This window comes from Agrobacterium vitis (assembly GCF_037039395.1).
Lineage (GTDB): Bacteria > Pseudomonadota > Alphaproteobacteria > Rhizobiales > Rhizobiaceae > Allorhizobium > Allorhizobium vitis_E.
Window position 1 is genome coordinate 33,550 of record NZ_CP146245.1, and the last position, 21,985, is coordinate 55,534.

Sequence of the window (21,985 nt, forward strand, 5' to 3'; positions counted from 1 at the left end):
GGCGCCGATCGTCGTGGAGGTGAGGAAGACAGCATCTAAGCGCCGCCGCCTATAGTCTCGCATGGACAGCTTGGTTTCTGCTTGTTTGGCTGGAATTTTCTTCCGTGCGGCAATTCGTATCACGGATGTAAGAATGATAAGTAATTCCGGGGTGAGATCATCGGGTGACGCTAATCCCTCGACATCCGCATAATCGGGTCGGCTGTTGCAAAGAGAGGTAACTAAATGACTTGGGATCGTTTGTTACCTTCCCGGAAGGTTCTGCTCGCTATCAATTCCTGGTACGTTTTAGCATTGGTAGTTGCGGCTATATCTTTTGCGGTTCTGGCCATTGGACCCTGGAAAAATGAAAAAAGCAGTGAAGCGATTCTAACTGAGTTGCAGTCAATCGACGTCGATTGTGCGCTGCTCCAGCGGAACGTGTTGCGTGCTCACGCCGGCCTTCTTCGGAATTACCGTCCTCTTATCGTTCCTCTGGGGCGAGTGCGCTCGAGCATCGCAAATCTACAGCAGCTTTTTAAGAAGGCGCGTCTTGAAGATGTAGGGGAACTCTCCGAACTGCTTGCGCGACTGAAGTCCTCGATAAACACGACCGACGCGGCGGTTGCATCGTTCGGGGCGCAAAATGTGGTGTTCGAGGATTCATTGGCGACCTTTAATCAGTCAATAAGCTCGCTTCTGAGAACCTCGGATAGCCGAGATTTGAACGCAGCGAAGGTGCCTGAGCTGGGCTATTTAATGCTGCAGTTTTCGTTTCGACCAAACACCGAGCTCGCACTACAGATCACTCAAAGTCTAGACCAGCTTCAGATGTCGACGAACGCGGATAAGGTCGCTATTCAGGAGGTCGTCCGTAATGGAAGGGTTATCCTAGGCGTACTGCCGAGGTTGAATGAAACTGTAAAGCTGGTTCAGGCCTCTGGAACGTTCGAGAATACGAAGAAGTTGCAGCGGGCATACCTGGAAGCTGACAGCTTGGCCAGAGTGGTTGAGCAACGGGTACGAACGTTTCTCGGTGCTGTTTCAGTATTCTTCTGCTTTGGGATAGTAATTCTGGTTCACAAATTGCGTCGACGAACCGACAGGTTGGCGAGACGCCTGGATTTTGAAGAAGTTATCAAGAAAATTGGGGTTTGCTTCGAAGATTCTACAGAAACAAAGCAGTCACTGAAATCCTCAGCGGAAGCCGCACTGGGAACTATTGAGAATTTTTTTGAAGCTAACCAGTGTGTGCTAGGGTTAGTGAACGTTACTGAAAACGAAATTGCCGAGACGTTTTCCGCAAGCGCGCCTCCGCCGAGCTGGAACGAGCGGCGGATCCGGAAAATTGTTTCTCTGGTCCAGGCCGACGAGCACGGATCGATCTTTCGAGACTATCCTGCCCGAAAGGCAAGTTGCTTTAATGAAGACGCCCCTGGCCGGTGGGCGTTGGTTGCGTTCAAGGTGTCCGATCGACTAGTTGCTGTTTTCGGCCTTAGGTTCGATCGAGACCCCGTGCAGCCAGCGTCAAGTGAAGTTCAACTTATGGAACTTGCCGCTGGCTGTGTCAGCCATTATGTGGTCATTCGGTGCAAGCAAACCCAGCGAGACATTCTTGAGCGTCGTTTGAAACATGCGGAACGGCTTGAAGCCGTTGGGACACTTGCAGGAGGCATAGCGCACGAATTCAACAACATTCTTGGGGTAATTCTCGGCTACGCCGAAATGGCACAAAACATTCTACACCGCCGCACTTACGCTCGACACTACATCGATCGCATCAATGCTGAAAGCAATCGAGCGAGACTGATTATTGATCAGATTCTTGCGCTTAGCCGGCGACGTGAACGGACAGCAAGGCCGTTCAACCTGTCGGCGTTGGTGAGGGAGATTGCACCTTCGTTACGTGTTGCGCTGCCTTCAGAGGTGGAGGTCGATTTCAATATTCAAAGCGCTCAGATGATTGTCGAAGGAAATCCGCTCGAAATTGAGCAGATACTGATGAACCTGTGTAAGAACGCCGCAGAGGCTTGTATAGGCTCCGGGCGTATCGAGGTCAGCGTCTATAGATCGTTTGTATGGAAGCATAAGGTACTTGCGAACGGCACGATACCCGCTGGCGATTACATCCTTCTTTCAGTTGAGGATAACGGTGGAGGCATAGGCGAAGCCGCATTGCCACATATTTTTGAGCCTTTTTTTACCACGCGCGCGCAATGCGGCGGCACTGGGCTGGGGCTCTCCACCGTGCACGGCCACGTCAGCGCAATGGCGGGTTTTGTCGATGTGATCTCAACTGTTGGCAGAGGTACGCGCTTCGACATTTATCTGCCAACTTCGGCGAAGAAGCCAGTGAATTCAGAGAGTTTTTTTGGACCTGAAAAAATACCGCTCGGTAGCGGAGAGATTGTCGCTGTGGTTGAACCCGATCCGGTGACGCTTGAAAGGTATGAGGAAACGATCGCGGCGCTCGGTTATGAGCCAGTCGGCTTTAACACGTTCAAAGGGCTGACTGACTGGGTTTTGGCAGGCAAAGAGGCAGATATTGTTCTGATTGATCATTCATCGTTTCTCGATGGAGAACGTGTAGGCTCCTGGGTCGCGACACTAGAAAAAGTGCCGATCATCATGATCGGGCAGCATCAAAAAAACGTTTCAATTTCGGCGGACGGCGAGGCATCTAACCACTTTTTGCAAAAACCGGTGTCATCCAAGGCTCTCGCCTATGTGGTTCGCGCGAATATCAGAACGGAATAAATGGACAGATTAAGGATGGGGTCGGCATAATTCGGGTAGAGATGCAACGCAATAAAGCTTTCAATGACGCACGAACTGGGTGGGATTCCGGATGACCCGAGATCTCCTGCGCTACGGCAGCGAGATGCCTCCAATGGCGTTGCTGAGACACTCAGGGGACAGCATTGTTGAATAGGCCGACTCGATCAATCTGCTGGTCGTGATTACTCGAATGATCCCGTATGCGCATTTATATGATCTGTTTTGACTGCACCGCCGTGACAGCCCCGCGAGATTTGTGACGTTTCTCGGTCAACGTCGGTTAAAACTCAAAACAAAGAGAAATGTGCTTCTCCGCAGCGGAACCAAAGAAGGCACGATTCGACAGCAATACCTGCCCCACGCAAACAATCCGCCCGACCGTCTCTTTTAGGTGAAATTGGCTCGTACTCAGCTCGGCCAACCAAACAAGCATCCATCAACGACGTCATTTGCTTCAAATGAAATCAATAACGAAAACATTAAAACCCAAGAGTAACAGATCCTTCCCATAGTCGCGATCGTTAGCGGTCACGTCATCTTGAGACTGCAGCGAAGATCAGTGCGAGACGTAGGAGATATAGAATGCTGAAGGCGGCAGGATCTTTCGGGATCATTTTTCTAATGGTCCAGCCAAGCGAGGCCGCGCCGCTCTCTCCGGCCGATTTCAGTCAGCTTGCTCGCGAATGCGCCCCTTCGGTTGCTCCATCTACGCTTGCAGCGATTGCCAAAGTCGAAAGCCGATCCGATCCACTCGTGCTTCATGACAATACTACCGATGAAACTCTTCACTGGACTGATCAGGCGGATGCCAGGCGAAGTGTGGAAGATCGTCTCGTAGCAGGGCATTCAATCGATGTCGGCCTTATGCAGGTGAACTCGAGCAATTTCGCGATGCTGGGTTTGACGTCTAGCAATGCATTCGAGCCCTGTGCGTCTCTATCAGCCGCGGCGCGACTGCTTGTACGGCACTTTACGGGCGGGAACACGGCGCAAGAAGAACAGCTCGCGCTTCGGCGAGCAATCTCGGCGTACAATACCGGCAATCTCAAGCGCGGCTTCACGAACGGATATGTGCGAAGGGTCGAGTTGGCGGCTCAGCAACTCGTGCCTCCACTGGCTCAGTCGGCGAAAAATCAAGATCATGATGAGCAGAGCCCAGAAGAACCGTGGAATGTCTGGCGTTCTTACGACAACACCCGCTCAGCAGGTGGGGCAGGCGGTTCATCTGGTTCGCCAGAGCCGCAGGAGCCGAATGAACACAGAACTCCGGAAGACGATCAAGTTTTTTGAATTGAGTAATGGAGATGTACCCTCATGGCATGCTTTGAAAAATACCGCGTGCGTTCGACGTTGCGTTGCCTCAGGGAGTTGGTTGTGCGCCTGGCGGTTACTTACCTGCCGAGCCTCAGCGGCGCGATCGGCTGGAGTTTGCTTTTCTCTGAGCCAGCCGCTGCACAAGCGGCGGGCGGAACCGATCCCGCCACCATGGTCAACAATATCTGCACCTTTATTCTTGGTCCGTTTGGTCAATCGCTCGCAGTTCTTGGCATCGTAGCCATCGGCATATCATGGATGTTCGGTCGAGCTTCTCTTGGTCTCGTAGCTGGCGTCGTCGGCGGGATCGTTATTATGTTTGGAGCCAGCTTTCTCGGCCAAACGCTCACCGGGGGCGGCGGATGAAGGACCGTCTCGAAGAAGCCACACTCTATTTAGCGGCGACGAGACCTGCATTGTTCTTTGGCGTGCCGCTTACGCTGGCTGGATTGTTCATGATGTTGGCTGGCTTTCTTATCGTTATTGTCCAGAATCCGCTCTACGAAATCGTTCTCTTGCCGCTGTGGCTTGGAGCCCGGCTCGTCGTAGAGCGCGACTACAACGCCGCAAGTGTGGTCTTTCTGTTTCTCCAGACGGCGGGGAGAAGTGTTGACAGCCATACGTGGGGCGGGGCGAGTGTCAGTCCCAACCCAATCAGAGTGCCGCCGCGAGGAAGAGGAATGGCGTGATGTTCGGAACAAATGGAGCGACCGAGCGATCTGGTGAAATCTACCTGCCTTACATTGGACACCTCAGCGACCATGTCGTCCTTTTGGAGGACGGCTCCATCTTGACCATGGCACATATCAGTGGTGTGCCCTTCGAACTGGAGGAGGTTGAAGTCCGAAATGCGCGCTGCCGTGCCTTCAACACGCTCTTTCGCAATATCGCCGACGACAACGTCTCGGTGTATGCCCATCTTGTCCGTCATAACGATGTGCAGGCACCGCCCCCAAGGCATTTTCGAAGCGGCTTCGCTTCGAACCTAAGCGAAACGTTCGAGCAACGTGTTCTCGCCGGCAAGCTTTTTCGGAACGACTACTTTCTCACACTCATGGTATATCCTCGCACTGCTCTCGGCAAAGTGGGAAGTAGGTTCACCAGGCTGTATGGGAAGAACGCTGGCGATCTTGCACATCAGATCCGGCATCTGGAGGACCTTTGGAATGTTGTCGCTGGCGCGCTTGATGCCTATGGTCTCCGCCGCCTTGGTATCCGAGAAAAAAACGAGGTGCTTTTCACGGAGATTGGTGAGGCCCTCCGGCTGATAATGACTTGTCGCTTTTCAGCGGTCCCCGTCGTTAGCGGTTCGCTTGGCGCCTCCATCTATACTGATCGAGTCATTTGCGGCAAACGTGCCTTAGAGATTCGAACGCCGAAAGATCACTACGTCGGATCAATTTTCTCATTCCGTGAATATCCCGCGAAGACGCGGCCTGGTATGCTCAACACGCTACTGTCCTCAAATTTTCCGCTGGTTTTGAGCCAGAGTTTCTCTTTTCTCACTCGCGCGCAGGCTCACGCCAAGCTCAGTCTTAAGTCAAACCAAATGACCAGCTCCGGTGACAAAGCAGTCACCCAGATTGGCGAACTCGCGCAAGCAGAGGACTCATTGGCAAGTAGCGAATTCGTGATGGGTTCGCATCATCTCAGTCTTTGCGTCTATGCCGACCATCTCCATACTCTTGCTGACCATGGGGCGAGCGCCCGAACAAGCCTGGCGGATGTAGGAGCGGTTATTGTCCAGGAGAGCATTGGAATAGAGGCTGCGTACTGGTCTCAGCTTCCAGGAAACAGCAGATGGCGTACGCGTCCTGGGGCTATCACCTCGCGCAACTTCGCAGGACTGGTCTCCTTCGAAAATTTCCCAGGCGGGAGGACTTCAGGCCATTGGGGTGGTGCCGTTGCACGCTTCCGGACGAACGGCGGGACTCCCTTCGACTATATTCCGCATGAGAACGACGTTGGCATGACGGCAATATTCGGGCCTATCGGTCGAGGAAAAACGACACTTATGACCTTTATCCTGGCGATGCTCGAGCAGAGCATAGCCAATCGCAGTGGCACGCTCGTCTTCTTCGATAAGGATCGTGGCGGTGAACTGCTGGTGCGCGCTACCGGAGGGACTTATCTCACGCTGCCTAGAGGTGTGCCAAGCGGCCTTGCACCTTTGCGCGGCCTGGAGAATACAGCATCGGCGCGCGATTTCCTCCGCGAGTGGATCGTGGCGCTGATTGAGAGCGACGGCAGGGGCGGAATTTCACCGGAAGAAAATCGCCGGTTAGAGCGCGGTATCCAACGGCAGTTATCGTTTGAGCCGAACATGCGGTCGCTTGTGGGCCTACGAGAATTCTTGTTGCACGGGCCGTCTGAAGGTGCAGGAGCCAGATTGCAGCGGTGGTGCCGGGGGAATGCGCTTGGCTGGGCGTTTGACGGCGAGTCTGATGAAGTGAAGCTAGATCCTTCGATTACGGGCTTCGATATGACTCACCTCCTTGAATATGAGGAGGTATGCGCGCCAGCCGCGGCATACCTTTTGCATCGAATAGGCGCCATGGTTGATGGCCGGCGGTTCGTTATGAGCTGCGACGAGTTTCGCGCCTACCTGCTGAACTCGAAATTCGCAGCAGTCGTCGACAAGTTCCTGCTGACTGTTCGTAAGAATAACGGAATGCTAATTCTCGCGACACAGCAACCTGAGCACGTGCTTGATTCCCCGTTGGGCGCCAGCCTCGTCGCACAGTGCATGACAAAGATCTTCTATCCATCACCCACGGCCGACCGGTCCGCCTATATAGACGGGTTGAAGTGCACAGAGCGAGAATTTCAAGCTATCCGCGAGGACATGGCAGTCGGCAGTCGCAAGTTCCTGCTTAAGCGCGAGAGCGGAAGTGTCGTTTGCGAATTTGATCTTCGCGACATGCCCGAATACGTTGCTGTGCTGTCCGGGCGGGCCAATACGGTGCGTTTGGCGGAACAGTTGCGCGAGACCTATGGAGGGGATCCCTCTGCCTGGCTCGAAAAATTCATGACGCGCTACCATGAAGCACAGGATTGATCTGGAGATCGAAGTCATGAAAACCACGAAGCTTGCAATAAACGCACTATTCATATGCCTGCTTCTGTCGGGGACCGCCAGAGCACAGTTTGTTGTCAGTGATCCTCCGACGGAGGCCGAAACGCTGACAACGGCCATCAATACCGCGGCGAACCTCGAACAGTTGATCACGATGGTGACAATGTTGACATCGTCGTTTGGCGTCACCGGCCTGTTGTCCGCGCTCGATCAGAAGAACCAATATCCTTCTCCCAATCAACTCGACAGGGAAATGTTTTCGCCCCAGATGCCCGCTTCGACAACGGCGCGTGCGATCACCTTGGATGCCGACCGGGCAGTCGTGGGTAACGACGCTGAAGGAAGTCTCCTGCGCGAACAGATTGCGGGCGCTGCAAATGCTGCCGGTGTCGCTGCTGATAATTTGGATGCAATGGACAAGCGCCTTACGGCAAATTCTGAGACAGCGACCCAGCTCTCCCGTTCACGCAACATTATGCAGGCAACTGTCACCAACGGGTTGCTTCTCAAACAGATCCACGATGCAATTATCCAAAACATTCAGGCAACCAGCCTGTTGACGATGACCACAGCACAGGCAGGCCTGCACGAAGCTGAAGAGGCGGTGGCCCAACGAAAGGAACACCAGGCAACTGCGCTCATGTTTGGCGCGGCTTCGCTTCATTGAGCCCCTTGCTCCTCGTCCAGAAGCAGAGCCGACCTTTCCTACAGAAATCTAAGGCTGAATCCAGGTAAGGGCAAATGAATTTTAGCATTCCAGCGCCTTTCACGGCGATACACACGATTTTCGATCTCGCCTTTACAGTCGGACTGGACACTTTGCTTGGGGATATTCAACGGGCAGTGAGCGCACCTCTCGTGGCTTGCGTGACACTGTGGATCATAGTCCAGGGCATCCTTGTAATGCGTGGAGAGATGGAGGCACGCAGCGGCATTACTCGGGTTATCATGGTATCGATCGTCGGTGCCCTTGTCGTTGGGCAAGCAGACTATCATGATTACATCGCCTCGGTTTTCGAGGATACGATTCCAAACTTCATTCGGCGGTTCAGTGTCAGTGGTCTTCCTTTGGAGACCATCCCCGCCCAACTCGACACGATGTTCTCGCTAACACAGGTAGCCTTCCAGAAGATTGCTTCTGAGATCGGGCCGATGAACGACCAAGATATCCTCGCCTTTCAAGGCGCACAATGGATCTTCTACGGAACGCTTTGGACGGCGTTTGGAATTTACGATGCAGTCGGAATTCTCACCAAGGTGCTGCTGGCGATCGGCCCATTGTTCCTGGTGGGCTATCTCTTCGATCGCACCAGAGATATGGCAGCGAAATGGATCGGCCAACTTGTCACCTACGGGATACTTCTTCTTCTACTGAACATAGTGGCGACTATTGTGATTCTGACGGAAGCGACCGCGCTCGCAGTAATGTTGGGAGTGGTCACTTCTGCCGGCACGACCGCCGCCAAGATAATCGGCCTTTACGAGATCGATATGTTCTTCCTGACGGGAGATGCTCTGATCGTCGCACTTCCGGCAATCGCTGGAAATATTGGAGGTAGCTACTGGAGCGGTGCGACGCAAGCTGCAGGTAGCCTAAATCGCCATTTCGCCCGGGTAGTCCGCCGTTAGCTTAAGCCCCATGAATGGAGGAATCCTATGAGATATTGTCTGCTCTTTCTGATCCTCGGCCTGGCGTCTTGTCAATCACATGACCAGTTGGCGAGCCCCAAGGGGCCCATATTCCCGCTGAACGTCGGGCGATGGCAGCCTGCTCAGCCGGACCTTCAGCCTGGAAACGCGGGAGGAGCAAATGAAGGACCCTGAACATGCCCTGCTGGTAGAGCGGGAAGCATTGGCGGACCACTATAAGCAAGTACAAGCGTTTCAATCTGCGCGTGCCAAATCAGCTCGGCGAATTTCCAGAGCCTTGGGCGCTATGGCAATTGTCGCGGTCGTGGGAAATGTGGCGCAGGCTTTCGCTATCGCCACGATGGTCCCACTGAACAAACTTGTGCCAGTCTATCTGTGGGTACGCCCTGACGGTACGATTGACAGTGAAGTGTCTATTTCGCGCTTGCCTGCAACGCAGGAGCAAGCAGTTATTAATGCATCTTTGTGGGAGTATGTCCGTCTGCGCGAAGGCTATACGGCGGATACAGCCCAATATGCCTATGATCTGGTCTCGGACTTCAGTGCTCCAACTGTGCGCCAAGATTATCAGCAATTCTTCAACTATCCCAATCCAAGCTCGCCCCAAACCATAATCGGCAAGCGCGGAAAGCTGGAAGTCGACCATATCGGCTCAAATGAGATCATGCCGGGTGTGCAGCAGATCCGTTACAAACGCGCCCTCCTCATAGACGGGCAGACTCCCATAGTAACCACCTGGACCGCAACAGTCCGCTATGAAAAACTGACGAACTTGCCAAGCCGACTGAGGCTGACCAATCCAGGCGGTTTAATTGTCACCTCCTATCAAACCTCGGAAGATACGGTTTCGAACGCGACGCGGAGCCAGCAATGACCAAGCTTCTGTTTTTGGCACTGGCCTGTGTGCTTTTTGTTACGAGCGGGGCGAAGGCGGAAGACACGCCAGCGGTCGGCACCCAAGATCCACGAATGCGCTATCTCGCCTACAACCCTGATCAGGTTGTGCACCTTTCAACCGCTGTTGGGGCCACCGTGGTCGTAACATTCGGTGCCAACGAGACCGTGACAGCCGTCGCCGTTTCCAACAGCAAGGACCTCGCGGCTCTGCCCCGCGGCAATTATCTGTTCTTCAAGGCAAGCAAGGTCCTCCAGCCACAGCCCGTCATAGTGCTGACTGCAAGCGACGCAGGAATGCGGCGCTATGTTTTCAGCCTCACGACAAAGACGATGTCTCGTCTCGATAAAGAGACGCCCGATCTCTACTACAGCGTGCAATTCACTTATCCCGCCGATGCTACCGCTGCTCGCCGAAAAGAGACAGAACAGAGAGAGCTGGCGGGCAGGCTAAGAGCGCAAACACAATACCAGCATCGAGCACAGGACTTGTTGGATCAGCCGACAGCAACCGGCGTCCCGGGTGCAAAAAATTGGAACTATGTTGCCCAAGGAAACCGTTCGCTGGGGCCGCTCGAGGTCTTCGACAACGGATCTACCACGACATTCCGCTTTCCCGGAAACGTGCGTGTACCTTCGATCTACGTCGTCAATCCAGATGGGAAGGAAGCCACTGCCAACTACTCAGTTAAAGGAGACTACGTGGAGGTCGCCTCGGTCGCCCGGGAGTGGCGTCTGCGGGACGGTCATACCGTGCTGTGCATCTGGAATAAAGCATATGACGCCATCGGACGAAAGACTGGGACTGGTACGGTCAGACCCGATGTAATGCGCGTGCTGAAGGGGGCGAGGCGATGAATGAAGTCAACTCTCAACCTGGAGCAGCTATAGATGCATCGGCATCTCTGGTCTCCGATCCTCATCGCCGACGTCTTTCGGGATCGCAGAAGCTTGTTGTTGCCGGTCTGGTTCTCGTACTGTCGTTGGGTCTGATTTGGCTTGGTGCGCGTCCAAAGAAAAAGACCGAGCCCTCTCCCCCAGACACAATGATCGACGCCAACACCAAGCCTTTTCGGCCGGCGCCGATTGACATCCCCTCAAACCCTACGGCTTCCCAGCCAACCACTGAGGCAACCTCTCCGCCCGATCAACATCAGCGAGAACACAACGAAGTGCGGCCGGAAGAAACACCAATCTTTGCCTATAGCGGAAGTGATCAGAGTGACAAACCTACGCGGAACGCCGATATTCACAGCGACGGGGAGGATAATAGGAAATCCAGCTCATTACCGGAGTCTGAGGCGTCTGCTGAAAACGATCTTTCAATCCGCATGAACCCCACCGTGTTGGAACCCAGCCGTGCTGCGCTTTTGCCGCACCCCGATTTCACAGTTACGCAAGGGACGATCATTCCCTGCATACTGCAAACAGCCATTGATACAAACCTGGCAGGCTATGTAAAATGTGTGCTGCCCGGGGACATACGCGGAGCAACCGGCAATGTTGTGCTCCTGGATCGCGGCACGACCGTGGTGGGCGAAATCCAGCATGGGCTGCAACAGGGAGATGCCCGTGTTTTTGTTCTCTGGAATCGCGCCGAGACGCCGGCTCACGCCGTCGTTTCTCTTTTTCTCCGGGTGCTGACGAACTTGGCCGATCCGGACTGCCAGGCACGGTCGACAACCACTTCTGGAAGCGTTTCGGTGGGGCTATGCTCCTGAGCGTCGTCCAGGGCGCCGTGCAAGCGGCAAGTCATTACGCTGGCAGTTCGGATGGCGGGACCAGCTTCAACAGTTTTCAAAATAACGGTGAACAAGCGGCCGACACAGCCCTGAGGGCGACCATAAACATTCCCCCAACCTTGAAGAAGAATCAGGGTGATACCGTCTCCATCTTCGTAGCACGGGACCTGGATTTCTCAGACATCTACCAGCTTCACATAACTGGTGGATTGGCGAAGAGTTGGCATCGGCGTTAATTCTCAGATAGCCAAAGCATCGGAGATGCACACATGGCAGTAAATCCGCAATTGCGCTTCCTTCTCAATCCCGTCTTGAAATGGCTCGATGATCCGAAGACTGAAGAAGTGGCGATAAATCGGCCTGGGGAAGCATTTGTACGCCAGGCAGGGGTTTTCACTAAGTTCTCTTTACCCCTCTCTTATGATGATCTCGAAGATATCGCCATTTTAGCGGGCGCATCGCGCAAACAAGATGTCGGCCCGCGCAATCCTCTTTGCGCCGCTGAACTCCCCGGCGGCGAACGAATACAAATTTGTTTGCCGCCAACGGTCCCATCGGACACGGTGAGCTTGACGATTCGACGGCCAAGCATTCGCGTTTCGGGACTGGGCGAAGTCTCGTCTCGTTACGATGCTCGCCAGTGGAACAAGTGGCGGATGCGGAAAACGTGCCAAGATCGACAAGACGAAGATATTCTTCGACACTACGACAGCGGCGATCTGGAATCATTCTTGCGTGCATGCGTCGTCGGTAAGTTGACAATGTTGCTTTGCGGTCCCACTGGAAGTGGCAAGACAACAATGAGCAAGACCTTGATCAGTGCTATTCCGCCGCAAGAAAGGCTGATCACCATTGAAGATACGCTCGAACTCGTCATTCCCCATGAGAATCATGTCAGGCTGCTCTACTCCAAGAATGGGGTCGGACTGGGTGCTGTGACTGCGGAACAACTGCTCCAGGCAAGTCTTCGGATGCGGCCTGATCGAATACTGCTGGGTGAGATGCGTGACGATGCCGCGTGGGCCTACCTGAGTGAAGTCGTCTCAGGACATCCCGGGTCGATTTCAACCATACATGGGGCAAATCCCGTCCAAGGCTTCAAAAAGCTGTTTTCGCTGGTGAAGAGCAGCGCCCAGGGGGCCAGCTTGGAAGATCGCACGCTAATCGACATGCTCGCAACGGCAATTGATGTCATCGTCCCGTTCCGCGCCTACTGCGATGTCTACGAAGTTGGCGAAATATGGCTCGCGGCCGATGCCCGCCGGCGCGGCGAAACGATAGGAGATCTTCTAAACCAGCACTAGATATCCATGCCAAAATCCTGGCTCCGCCTTTTGCAGCGTCAAGTCGGAGCAACCTTTGTCATCAAACTGAAACAAGCCGTTAGCATTGTCATGCGCGGTTTAGCCGAAAATTTGCCGAAGTATCCGTATAGCGAGAGAAAATTGACGAGCGGTACGATGCGTACAGCCTTTGCTTGTCTAGATACTGTGAGTTCCACAGAATCGGGAATTGAAAGGTAAACTGTTGAAACACGTTCTTGTCATCGATGACGATGCCGCCATGCGCCATCTTATCACTGAGTGTCTTACGGTCCACGCGTTGAAGGTCACTGCCGTATCAGACAGTCAACAATTCAACCGCGTAATGTCGTCTGAGACGGTCGACGTGGTCGTCGTCGATCTCAATTTAGGGCGTGAAGACGGACTTGAGATCGTCCGCAGTCTGGCCACAAAATCCGATGTTCCGATTATAATCATCAGCGGCGATCGCCTTGAGGAGGCAGACAAAGTTGTTGCGCTCGAACTGGGGGCAACCGATTTTATCGCAAAACCTTTTGGAACACGCGAGTTCCTGGCGCGCCTCCGTGTTGCGTTGCGCGTGCGACCCAATGTGGTGCGAACCAAAGACCGGCGCTTGTTTTGTTTCGCTGACTGGACACTTAGTCTCAGGCAACGCCGTTTGATGTCCACACAGGGTAGCGAGGTGAAACTTACCGCAGGGGAGTTCAATCTTCTCGTCGCTTTCCTTGAAAAGCCAGGTGATGTCCTGTCCCGTGAGCAGCTTCTCATCGCGTGTCGCGTGCGTGAGGAGGAAGTATATGACAGGAGCATTGATGTTCTCATATTGAGGCTGCGCCGGAAACTTGAGCGGGATTCGACAAACCCAAAGTTGATCAAAACAGCGCGGGGTGCCGGCTATTTTTTTGACGCGGATGTGAATATCTCTTACGGCGGGGTAATCGCCGCCTGACGGACCCGAATTTTCGCGTTATCGTAGTGTGTCACAATTCGCTTGGTTGATCCGACTGCCAGGGACAAACTTTCCTGGCCACACCTGCAAACGATCCGCCTTCGGGCGGCCTGTCGCGTCATTCTTAAGAGGTCAACGGCGGGTCTTTTCGCCAGCAAAGAAGGATGCCAGCGCCGCAGTGGCGAGCTTCTGTCCGAAGGCCCGCGCGGTCTCTAGTCCCACGGGATCAAAATGACTGCGAGCGACTTGGAGCAGCGACACCGGGAACATACGGGAGGTCTGAACAAGGATGGACTTTTCAGGGGTGATATCACGGACCGGATAGCTTTTCGGCGCGGCACGAAACGATCCATCGGCCAGCATTATCTCGAAATCGCTGAGCGCTCGGCGCAAGATCATTTGCAGCGATTTGCAAGGGCTGTATTGACGGATAAGGTTGTCATAAACCGCCGATACATCTGGCGCAGGCGGACGGGCCGAAAGAAACACTTGTACCTTCTCGGAACCTGCAGGCGCGCTAAGGGCATCGACCGTAGGCGTTGGATGCTGATCGGGATGATCATGTCTGGTTGCGGCTGGCCGACTTTGACGCGGCGCCAGATCGATATCGGTGGAAAACTGCGAAACGGCCAAGTTGGGGGCTGCTATCGGCAGGAGAGGCCGTACTGTCTCGGTTCGAGCAACAGCAAGCTGCCTAGCCTTCTCTACCGACAAAACGGGTTTGCGAATTCCCATTTTCAGGTCTCCAAGGCATCGCCGATCAAGTGTGAAAGGACGACGAGTTCATCCATTGCGATCCTGAGGTTCCGCTCGATGAGGCGCATCGTTGGATCGGTTTTCGTATTCAGCAGCGTTAGATGCAACATGCCCCGTTCTTTCATCGCCGCGAATGCATCTCTCTCGTGCATGGGCGACTGAACGACGGGGAGGTTCTCTAGCATGTCTGACATTGCCCGTTGCGAGGCGGTGAGGCGGCCGACCGGCATGCGCTGGCGTAACACGGCCGTTGGAATCGTCAGGTTCTCGCTCAACAAGAGTCTCGATCACATAGCGATAAGTTGAAAGTGCTTCATCAACATCAAGCGGCGTTAACATAGTCGGGATCAAAAGCATGTCTGAGCTAGCGATAATCGTATTGTTGAGTTCGCTCGAACCACCATGTGTATCCGCTAGCGCATAGTCGAAACCCTGGCGCTCGGCCTCCTCATATCCCGCTTCGAGAAGCGACATTTCCTCTGCGCTATAAACTTCACAGAGAGGATCCCAAGTGTTGCTTCGTATAGCATTTTCCTTCCATCGCCTGAGTGGTCGGTTCTCGTCCGCGTCCAATAGAGCCACTCGTCGACCGCTGTTTGCAAAGGCGGCACAGAGACCCATAAGCGCAGTCGTTTTGCCAGCGCCTCCCTTGAATGAGCAAAATGTAAGTAGTTTCATGTGATTCCTGCCGTATCGCGGGTGATGACAAATTGTATTTCTGTTGGTTCATGTATTCGCACGAATAGCATGAAAGGTATGCTGGTTCACGCGATTTTATATTTCAGATTCGTTTCATATAAATTGCAGATGTAACGATAGACTATGCAGTATTCCTCTTTTATTCTTGATTGCGATCGTTTTGAGCACTAGTTATTGACTTTGCCAACGCGGTGGTTCCGCGAAAAAACTAGATCTTTCCATCCTTCAGTGGAGGAAGCTATGTCGCAAAACAGCACGCCCACCTCGAATGGCGTCGCCACCGCCTCGTATGAAAGTGTGAAGATTGAGAGCTTCAAAGTCGTGAGCGCGCGTTTGCGATTGGCCGAGTACGAGAGTTTTTCCAGCCAGGCACGGTTGCTCGGGCTCTCCGACAGTATGGCCATACGAGTCGCGGTACGCCGCATTGGCGGCTTCCTCGAAATTGAAGCCGAGACCCGTCAGAAAATGGAGGCAATACTTCATTCAATAGGAACGCTTTCAAACAATATCTCGGCGCTGCTTTCCGCCTATGCCGAACGTCCGGAAATGGATTTGGAGGCTCTGCGAGATGAACGCATCGCTTTCGGTATGGCTTTCGCTGATCTCGATGGCTTGCTCCGTTCCATCTTATCCGTATCACGACGACGGATAGATGGGTGCTCAATGCTTAAAGATGCTCCGCAGCATTGATGTTGCGCCTGCTTAGGAGGGTGCGGGATGGCCGCTCCAGCTCAGGTTGTCATTCGAATTGTGCCTAGGGGCGGAACTAAAACCATTCAGCAGGTTATTAATCAGTGGGAATATCTCTCCAGGAAGGGCAAGTTGGAGCTCCGGCTCTCAGCCCGGCACCTCGATATTCCGCTACCGCCTGATCATATTACCAGGTTTGCTCGGAGCTGGGTTCTGGAGACCGGAAATTATGACGAGAGCCTGCCGGACGAGCAAAGGCAACAGGACTTAACCACGCACATTATCGTAAGCTTCCCCCCAGGTACGGATCCTACGTCGGCTCATGCAGCAAGCCGCGAATGGGCGGCCGACATGTTTGGGTCAGGCAATGGTGGCGGCCGCTACAACTATCTTACAAGCTTTCATACAGATCGCGATCATCCGCATCTGCATGTCGTGGTCAACCGACGGGAGCTTTTTGGGCGGGAATGGCTGAAAATATCCCGACGCCACCCCCACCTCAATTACGACGCATTGCGTGTCAGGATGGCAGAGATATCGCTTCGCCACGGCATTGTTCTTGACGCAACCTCGCGAGCAGAACGTGGCATTACCGAGCGGCCAATCACGTATGCAGAATATCGCCGTATCGAGCGCGAACAGCCCGAACAAGTTCGTTTCGAGGATTTTGATGTCGAATCGTGGTCGCCGGGAGGAACTCACCGGGAACTGAAACGATCTTTCGATTCTTCGCACGGTGAGCCACTCCCAAATATGCCAGAAGGCTCGGCACGAAACGGGCGTCTGCAGTCGGCGTCTGGCTACGATGCTCAACCGCGCAGCTCTGAAGCCGATGGGCGCGATCACAATTTGAAGAACGGCTCTCCCAGTGTCGCCGGAGACACCGGGCGGAACCTTGAGGGGCGTTCTGGTCCTCGCCGCCTGGCAATAGAACCCGTCACGCGCACAACAAGCAAACGTGACGATCGGCAACGGCTTCATCCAAAACGGTCTCGCCGTGACGAGGAAGAGCAGAGCGGCGCAAAGCGCATTAGGGTGAACAATCTTGAGGCGGGGAGGGCCCACACCGGCGTAGGGGAGGACCGGGACGATCCGGATACATCGCCGATAGAGCCTGTTGAATCAACTCCTCTGCGGGCCCCTGGACAGACCAACAGCGCAGCAGACCTGTTGCCGCCTCCAGCCGATCGGCCGCGGCAGGGAGAACCAAATTCTAAGCGTCCACGCGATGATGACGCCGAACCGAGCGTTCGCAAGCGTGCAAGAGATGGGCGCAGCCAGGATGGATGAGACATCGAAGGTGGAAAGGAACTAAATTATGGCAGACGAAGAGTTCCGTCGAGACTTCAGCAGCTCCGCTCCCGTGACTTCGAATAGCCCAGGAGCCAGAACTGTACCAGTCCCGCTCACACCACGATCGACCGCTGTCCGACAAGACGGCACGGACCCCATGACAACAACTGGTTTCTCACGATCACCAATTTCTGGCGGCCTACCCGACCTTCCGGGTACTTCAACCGCAAATCAGGGGCCAGCAGCCCATGTCCGGAATACCCATGCCGGAATCCCACTGAGATCAACCGAGGCTCCCGCGGGCGGACCTGCAGATTTACCGATGAGCGAACGGTATCTTCGTGCGACAAGGCAATACTTGCGTGAGACTGAACAGGAATACGCCGCCGAAGGCCGCCGCGAAGCGACTCCATCGTCACGTTTTCGCAAAGGAGGAACAAAGCGATCACGCGAAGATGAGCAGTCTGGTGACGATAGTGAATCCGTTGCGAAGCAGCGCGCCCCCTCAGAAAACGAGATCAATATGATTGCAAGACCTCTGACTGTGGAGGAAGGCGCGACTACGGCGCCCAGGTCGCAAGGGTCGCACGCGTCTGTGATGGGGCTGGATGATCTCGAGGAGATTGAAGAGAGTTATTCGGAACCTCAACATGAAATTTCGACGCTTCCTGTTGACACAACCACGTTGGTTTCAAGTCTGGACACCGTCATTGCAGGAGAGGGGCAACCTGAAGAAACATTCGACGCTGCGCCATACGCGATCGAAGACGACAGGGATAATGAGGGGGCGGCTAACAGCGTTCCGTCGACTCCACAACTTTCCTCATGGCCGGGGTTAGATGACCTTCATGAGTTTGACGATAGTGCTTCGCCTTATGGACACAGTACTCAGAGTTTTCCTGCTAACATAGCCGCTGGGGATTCAAGCACTGACGCAGGGTCCCCCAGCATTGCAAGCACCCAAATCCTCGAAGACGTTAACACTGACGATTCCGACGAGCGGAACGAGCTCGATGGCCAAACAGTTTCAGGATCGATCCATGAAAGTTCGGTTCAAGCTGTGAGGCCGCGGCAAGAGCGCTTCGATGACTTCCCCGATTTGACCGACGAGGAACTGGCTAGAATCGACGCACTATCTGAAACTCGCACCACTTCGAAGGGGAATTCTGCATCCGATATTCATGCGGTCATGCCGGATAATGTTCTCTCGCGAGTGGATTTTGCTGTGGGTGCCGACGAGCTGCGTGCAATCCCTGCGGTCCATCGGGAGGGTTCTCGGCTCGAGTTGAACCCACCAGAAGGAAAGTTCGATGACTTCCCCGATTTGACCGATGAGGAACTGGCGAGAATCGACGCACTATCTGAACCTCGCACCACTTCGAAACGGGATGTTGCACCCAATATTCATCCGGTCATGCCGGATAATGTTCTCTCGCGAGTGGATTTTGCTGCGGGTGCCGACGAGCTGCGTGCAAGCCCTGCGGTCCATCGGGAGGGTTCTCGGCTTGAATTTAGCCCACCAGAAGCAAAATCCGATGACTTCCCCGATTTGACCGACGAGGAACTGGCTAGAATCGACGCACTATCTGAAACGCATTCCAAGAGACCTCGCTCCGCGCGGGATGTTACAGGCGATTTCCATGGGGTCAGCTTGAATGAGGCTTTCGAGAAAGTGGGTTCGCCCACTATTGCCCCGGAAACGAGCATCGAACGCGCGCCTGGATCATCACAAGCGATCCGCAAGGACCTTCCTGGCTTGAGCACCGTAGAGCCCTCGCATATCAGCGAAGCATCGCGTGTTAACATAGCTTTTGAAAAGGGGAAACAAAAGGTCGCGTTAGGAGATGAGGTTCGGCCAGACCTCAGCACGTCCCAAGCTTACCAGCCGCGGCACCCGTCAACCCATACGATTTTTGATGCTGAACATATTGGTGATAACCTGCTGATCGGGAACGAGCCAGTTCCCCCGTGGCCCCATCCGTGGGAGCATGTCGTGCTCTTTGAGACATGCCGACAAATATTTGAAAGAAAAGGGAAGTGGCCCATTGCGGAGGACTTGGACAACAGTGTGATCCTGGTCAAAAAAGTGGATGGCGCACAAACATCTTATATGCCCCGAAATCAGCTTCTTTTGCATCTCGGTCCCCAAAAGTATCTCGAACGAATGAAGGCGCTCGGTCTTTCCGAGAACACTTTCAGCAGGCTGAAGACCGATAGGCAATATCACTATAATACACCTGCTGGACCACGAGTCAGCGATCATGACTATGAGTTCCCGCTACAGGCAGGTGTGCACAATCCGGAGGTGATGGTTCAGCATCGTGGTGGAACCTTCTTTGCGTTTTGGCCAAAGCTCCTCAGGCTGGAAAAACTTGCCACTGTGACGAACACGTATGGCACGGAGAATGTTTGGCTCAAATCACCAGACAACGCTTACATGACGCCGGCGACGTATAATTCCAGAGCGGCGGATGGCGCCGAAGACCTTTTTGCCAAGTTCATACATCCCGCTCATGTCTTCGACCACGCCGATAACCCTGAAACTTCAAGCGTAAAAAATGTCCGCGACATCATGCCCGGCGCAAATCGCGCGCAACCTACCGATCGCACCGGGGCGCAATCCGTGGGTCGCAGCGGACACAGCCGCGACGCGCCGCTTGATACGAGGGAATCCCGTATGCGTGAAGACTATGGGCGGTAGTTTCAGCTATCCGCACAACAAGTTGCCCTTTCCGATAGGGGATCGAAGCGTGGTCACGTGATGAATTCAGGCAAGTACACGCCAATACGCCTAGCTATAAGCATAGTATGTTCACTGGTCGCTGGGTTTTGCGCGGCAAGTCTCTATGCAACATTCCGCCATGGCTTTACTGGCGAAGCGATGATGACGTTCAGCGTTTTCGCGTTCTTGTACGAGGCACCACCTTATTTGGGATACGCAAGCCCCATCTTCTATCACGGATTGGCGATTATATTTGCCACCTCCGCGTTCATACTGCTGTGCCAACTATTCCTATCGATGCGCGATCCCGAGCATCACGGAACTGCTCGCTGGGCCGGGGTTGGCGAAATGCGATACGCCGGCTACCTCCAGCGATACAGTCGCATCAAGGGCCCCATCTTCGGAAAGATATGTGGGCCGCGCTGGTTCGGAAGCTATCTAACCAATGGAGACCAACCTCACAGCCTTATTGTCGCGCCAACCCGCGCCGGTAAGGGCGTTGGCGTCGTTATTCCGACATTGCTAACCTTTCAGGGCTCGGTGATTGCTTTGGATGTGAAGGGTGAGCTTTTTGAACTCACGTCGCGAGCGCGTAAATCGAGCGGCGACGCGGTTTTCAAGTTCTCACCGTTAGATCCAGAGCGGCGAACGCACTGCTACAATCCTGTACTGGATATCGCCGCGTTGCCACCCGAGCGGCGCTTTACCGAAACGCGCCGCCTCGCCGCCAATCTTATCACAGCCAAGGGCAAGGGAGCAGAAGGTTTCATTGACGGCGCAAGGGATCTTTTCGTTGCAGGCATCCTGAGCTGCATTGAGCGCGGCACACCCACAATCGGTTCCGTTTACGACCTATTTGCTCAGCCGGGCGAGAAATACAAGCTTTTTGCTAAACTCGCGGAGGAAACCCAAAACAAAGAGGCTCAGCGCATATTCGACAACATGGCAGGAAATGACACCAAAATTCTGACATCCTATACATCGGTGCTCGGCGACGGCGGGCTCAATCTTTGGGCCGATCCGCTGGTCAAAGCAGCGACAAGTCAATCCGATTTTTCCGTTTACGACCTACGTCGGAAGAGGACCTGCATTTATCTTTGTGTCAGCCCAAATGATCTTGAGGTCGTAGCGCCGTTGATGCGCCTCCTCTTTCAGCAGGTTGTGTCAATCCTTCAGCGAACGCTGCCTGTTAAGGATGAACGGCATGAGGTCCTGTTTCTCCTCGACGAGTTCAAGCATTTGGGCAAGCTGGAAGCGGTGGAAACGGCAATCACCACGATTGCCGGTTATAAGGGCCGCTTCATGTTTATTATACAGAGTCTGTCGGCCTTGACCGGAACTTATGATGAGGCCGGCAAGCAAAATTTCCTCAGCAATACGGGCGTGCAGGTATTCATGGCTACGGCTGACGACGAGACACCAACCTACATTTCTAAAGCTATCGGCGAATACACGTTCCAGGCTCGCTCAACGTCATACAGCCAAGCTCGCATGTTTGATCATAACATCCAGATCTCCGATCAGGGTGCTCCTCTTTTGCGACCCGAACAAGTCCGCCTGCTCGACGACAACTACGAAATAGTCCTTATCAAGGGCCAGCCTCCTCTCAAACTCCGGAAGGTGCGATATTATTCCGATTTCATGTTGAAGCGGATTTTCGAAAGCCAAGCGGGTTCCCTTCCCGAGCCCGCATCTTTGATGCTCCCGGAAGACACGAATCTCTTTGGCGACAATCTCAGTCAACGAGCAACTGGCACCACTATGCTAGAGGCGGTGCAGATCGAACCGACAGACTATGGAGAAGCCGATACTTCCCTGAGTAAAACCATGGTTGATGGAGAGGATAGTGTCGCAATTGGGATGGAGGTTTACCCTGGGTCAAACGAAGTTGGTGACATTGGCGAGTGCAGCGGTTCCGCCGCCGCCGAACCTGTGTCCGAGATGCCTCCGGAAATAGCTCCAGCACTATTGGCGCAACGCGAGCTCCTCGAGCAGATCATTTCGCTCCAGCGACGCGGTGAAATTGCGCCTGACACTTGAAATGCGTTGTGACGACATTTCCGATCGAGCCTTGTGAGCGCCGTTAGATGCCAGTTCGTGAATTCATGACCAACGAAGTTTGCAGATTGATGAAACATC

17 protein-coding genes and 2 pseudogenes are annotated in these 21,985 nt (G+C 54.1%); 17 read left to right on the top strand and 2 right to left on the bottom strand.

The window, feature by feature from the left end; translation table 11 throughout:
• The first annotated feature begins 225 nt into the window (after nt 1–225).
• The 13 genes and pseudogenes from V6582_RS26850 (at nt 226) to V6582_RS26910 (ending at nt 13,686) form a co-directional block, all read left to right on the top strand.
• Entirely contained in the window at nt 226–2,736 is a 2,511-nt protein-coding gene (locus V6582_RS26850; protein ID WP_060716571.1) for a two-component system VirA-like sensor kinase, read from the top strand.
• Nucleotides 2,737–3,339: 603 nt separating this feature from the next.
• Nucleotides 3,340–4,047 (top strand): type IV secretion system lytic transglycosylase VirB1, encoded by a 708-nt coding sequence (locus V6582_RS26855; protein WP_060716572.1) that lies wholly within the window; start codon nt 3,340–3,342, stop codon nt 4,045–4,047.
• 24 nt (nt 4,048–4,071) lie between these two features.
• Complete coding sequence (gene virB2, locus V6582_RS26860) at nt 4,072–4,437, top strand: pilin major subunit VirB2 (RefSeq protein WP_060716573.1); 366 nt, start codon at nt 4,072–4,074, stop codon at nt 4,435–4,437.
• Entirely contained in the window at nt 4,434–4,760 is a 327-nt protein-coding gene (locus V6582_RS26865; protein ID WP_060716574.1) for a type IV secretion system protein VirB3, read from the top strand. The genes virB2 and V6582_RS26865 overlap by 4 nt, the downstream gene beginning before the upstream one ends.
• The gene (locus tag V6582_RS26870; RefSeq protein ID WP_060716575.1) at nt 4,760–7,129 is read left to right on the top strand and encodes a VirB4 family type IV secretion/conjugal transfer ATPase; all 2,370 of its coding nucleotides are present in this window, start codon (nt 4,760–4,762) and stop codon (nt 7,127–7,129) included. The genes V6582_RS26865 and V6582_RS26870 overlap by 1 nt, the downstream gene beginning before the upstream one ends.
• A gap of 16 nt (nt 7,130–7,145) precedes the next feature.
• The gene (virB5, locus tag V6582_RS26875) at nt 7,146–7,814 is read left to right on the top strand and encodes a pilin minor subunit VirB5 (protein ID WP_060716607.1); all 669 of its coding nucleotides are present in this window, start codon (nt 7,146–7,148) and stop codon (nt 7,812–7,814) included.
• A 74-nt stretch (nt 7,815–7,888) separates the two neighbouring features.
• The gene (locus V6582_RS26880) at nt 7,889–8,776 is read left to right on the top strand and encodes a type IV secretion system protein (protein ID WP_060716576.1); all 888 of its coding nucleotides are present in this window, start codon (nt 7,889–7,891) and stop codon (nt 8,774–8,776) included.
• A gap of 27 nt (nt 8,777–8,803) precedes the next feature.
• Nucleotides 8,804–8,971, top strand: coding sequence for a type IV secretion system lipoprotein VirB7 (locus tag V6582_RS26885; protein WP_081088913.1), 168 nt, complete (start codon nt 8,804–8,806; stop codon nt 8,969–8,971).
• On the top strand, nt 8,958–9,671 hold the full coding sequence (locus tag V6582_RS26890; RefSeq protein ID WP_060716577.1) for a type IV secretion system protein VirB8: 714 nt from the start codon (nt 8,958–8,960) through the stop codon (nt 9,669–9,671). The genes V6582_RS26885 and V6582_RS26890 overlap by 14 nt, the downstream gene beginning before the upstream one ends.
• The gene (virB9, locus tag V6582_RS26895) at nt 9,668–10,549 is read left to right on the top strand and encodes a P-type conjugative transfer protein VirB9 (protein WP_070149662.1); all 882 of its coding nucleotides are present in this window, start codon (nt 9,668–9,670) and stop codon (nt 10,547–10,549) included. The genes V6582_RS26890 and virB9 overlap by 4 nt, the downstream gene beginning before the upstream one ends.
• Nucleotides 10,546–11,669 (top strand): annotated as a pseudogene (gene virB10 / locus V6582_RS26900) (type IV secretion system protein VirB10). The gene virB9 and the pseudogene virB10 overlap by 4 nt, the downstream one beginning before the upstream one ends.
• Before the next feature lie 33 nt (nt 11,670–11,702).
• The gene (gene virB11 / locus V6582_RS26905; protein ID WP_060716580.1) at nt 11,703–12,737 is read left to right on the top strand and encodes a P-type DNA transfer ATPase VirB11; all 1,035 of its coding nucleotides are present in this window, start codon (nt 11,703–11,705) and stop codon (nt 12,735–12,737) included.
• Between the two features lie 208 nt (nt 12,738–12,945).
• Nucleotides 12,946–13,686, top strand: coding sequence for a response regulator (locus V6582_RS26910; RefSeq protein ID WP_409049998.1), 741 nt, complete (start codon nt 12,946–12,948; stop codon nt 13,684–13,686).
• Nucleotides 13,687–13,818: 132 nt separating this feature from the next.
• Here the strand turns inward: V6582_RS26910 and V6582_RS26915 are convergent, their stop codons facing one another.
• Together V6582_RS26915 and V6582_RS26920 are read right to left on the bottom strand one after the other, a co-directional pair.
• Nucleotides 13,819–14,421 (bottom strand): conjugal transfer protein VirC2, encoded by a 603-nt coding sequence (locus V6582_RS26915; protein ID WP_070149663.1) that lies wholly within the window; start codon nt 14,419–14,421, stop codon nt 13,819–13,821.
• Between the two features lie 2 nt (nt 14,422–14,423).
• Nucleotides 14,424–15,120 (bottom strand): annotated as a pseudogene (locus V6582_RS26920) (conjugal transfer ATPase VirC1).
• Between the two features lie 261 nt (nt 15,121–15,381).
• Here V6582_RS26920 and virD1 point away from each other — a divergent pair.
• The 4 genes from virD1 (at nt 15,382) to virD4 (ending at nt 21,886) form a co-directional block, all read left to right on the top strand.
• On the top strand, nt 15,382–15,831 hold the full coding sequence (gene virD1 / locus V6582_RS26925; RefSeq protein ID WP_060716583.1) for a T-DNA border endonuclease subunit VirD1: 450 nt from the start codon (nt 15,382–15,384) through the stop codon (nt 15,829–15,831).
• Nucleotides 15,832–15,858: 27 nt separating this feature from the next.
• A complete protein-coding gene (locus tag V6582_RS26930; protein ID WP_081341754.1) occupies nt 15,859–17,121 on the top strand; it encodes a relaxase/mobilization nuclease domain-containing protein in 1,263 nt (420 codons plus the stop codon).
• Nucleotides 17,122–17,446: 325 nt separating this feature from the next.
• Nucleotides 17,447–19,825, top strand: a complete 2,379-nt coding sequence (locus V6582_RS26935) for a hypothetical protein (protein ID WP_060716585.1) — start codon at nt 17,447–17,449, stop codon at nt 19,823–19,825.
• Nucleotides 19,826–19,885: 60 nt separating this feature from the next.
• The gene (gene virD4, locus V6582_RS26940) at nt 19,886–21,886 is read left to right on the top strand and encodes a type IV secretion system ATPase VirD4 (protein ID WP_060716586.1); all 2,001 of its coding nucleotides are present in this window, start codon (nt 19,886–19,888) and stop codon (nt 21,884–21,886) included.
• Nucleotides 21,887–21,985 lie beyond the last annotated feature (99 nt).

Excerpts from the sequence above, each read along its gene's own strand:
- V6582_RS26865 (WP_060716574.1), top strand. The coding sequence starts at position 4,434 with ATGAAGGACCGTCTCGAAGAAGCCACACTCTATTTAGCGGCGACGAGA.
- V6582_RS26890 (WP_060716577.1), top strand. The coding sequence starts at position 8,958 with ATGAAGGACCCTGAACATGCCCTGCTGGTAGAGCGGGAAGCATTGGCG.
- V6582_RS26930 (WP_081341754.1), top strand. The coding sequence starts at position 15,859 with ATGGCCGCTCCAGCTCAGGTTGTCATTCGAATTGTGCCTAGGGGCGGA.
- V6582_RS26880 (WP_060716576.1), top strand. The coding sequence starts at position 7,889 with ATGAATTTTAGCATTCCAGCGCCTTTCACGGCGATACACACGATTTTC.
- V6582_RS26870 (WP_060716575.1), top strand. The coding sequence starts at position 4,760 with ATGTTCGGAACAAATGGAGCGACCGAGCGATCTGGTGAAATCTACCTG.
- virD1 (WP_060716583.1), top strand. The coding sequence starts at position 15,382 with ATGTCGCAAAACAGCACGCCCACCTCGAATGGCGTCGCCACCGCCTCG.
- V6582_RS26850 (WP_060716571.1), top strand. The coding sequence starts at position 226 with ATGACTTGGGATCGTTTGTTACCTTCCCGGAAGGTTCTGCTCGCTATC.
- virB9 (WP_070149662.1), top strand. The coding sequence starts at position 9,668 with ATGACCAAGCTTCTGTTTTTGGCACTGGCCTGTGTGCTTTTTGTTACG.
- V6582_RS26885 (WP_081088913.1), top strand. The coding sequence starts at position 8,804 with ATGAGATATTGTCTGCTCTTTCTGATCCTCGGCCTGGCGTCTTGTCAA.
- virB11 (WP_060716580.1), top strand. The coding sequence starts at position 11,703 with ATGGCAGTAAATCCGCAATTGCGCTTCCTTCTCAATCCCGTCTTGAAA.
- V6582_RS26855 (WP_060716572.1), top strand. The coding sequence starts at position 3,340 with ATGCTGAAGGCGGCAGGATCTTTCGGGATCATTTTTCTAATGGTCCAG.
- virB5 (WP_060716607.1), top strand. The coding sequence starts at position 7,146 with ATGAAAACCACGAAGCTTGCAATAAACGCACTATTCATATGCCTGCTT.
- virB2 (WP_060716573.1), top strand. The coding sequence starts at position 4,072 with ATGGCATGCTTTGAAAAATACCGCGTGCGTTCGACGTTGCGTTGCCTC.
- V6582_RS26915 (WP_070149663.1), bottom strand. The coding sequence starts at position 14,421 with ATGGGAATTCGCAAACCCGTTTTGTCGGTAGAGAAGGCTAGGCAGCTT.
- V6582_RS26935 (WP_060716585.1), top strand. The coding sequence starts at position 17,447 with ATGAGCGAACGGTATCTTCGTGCGACAAGGCAATACTTGCGTGAGACT.
- virD4 (WP_060716586.1), top strand. The coding sequence starts at position 19,886 with ATGAATTCAGGCAAGTACACGCCAATACGCCTAGCTATAAGCATAGTA.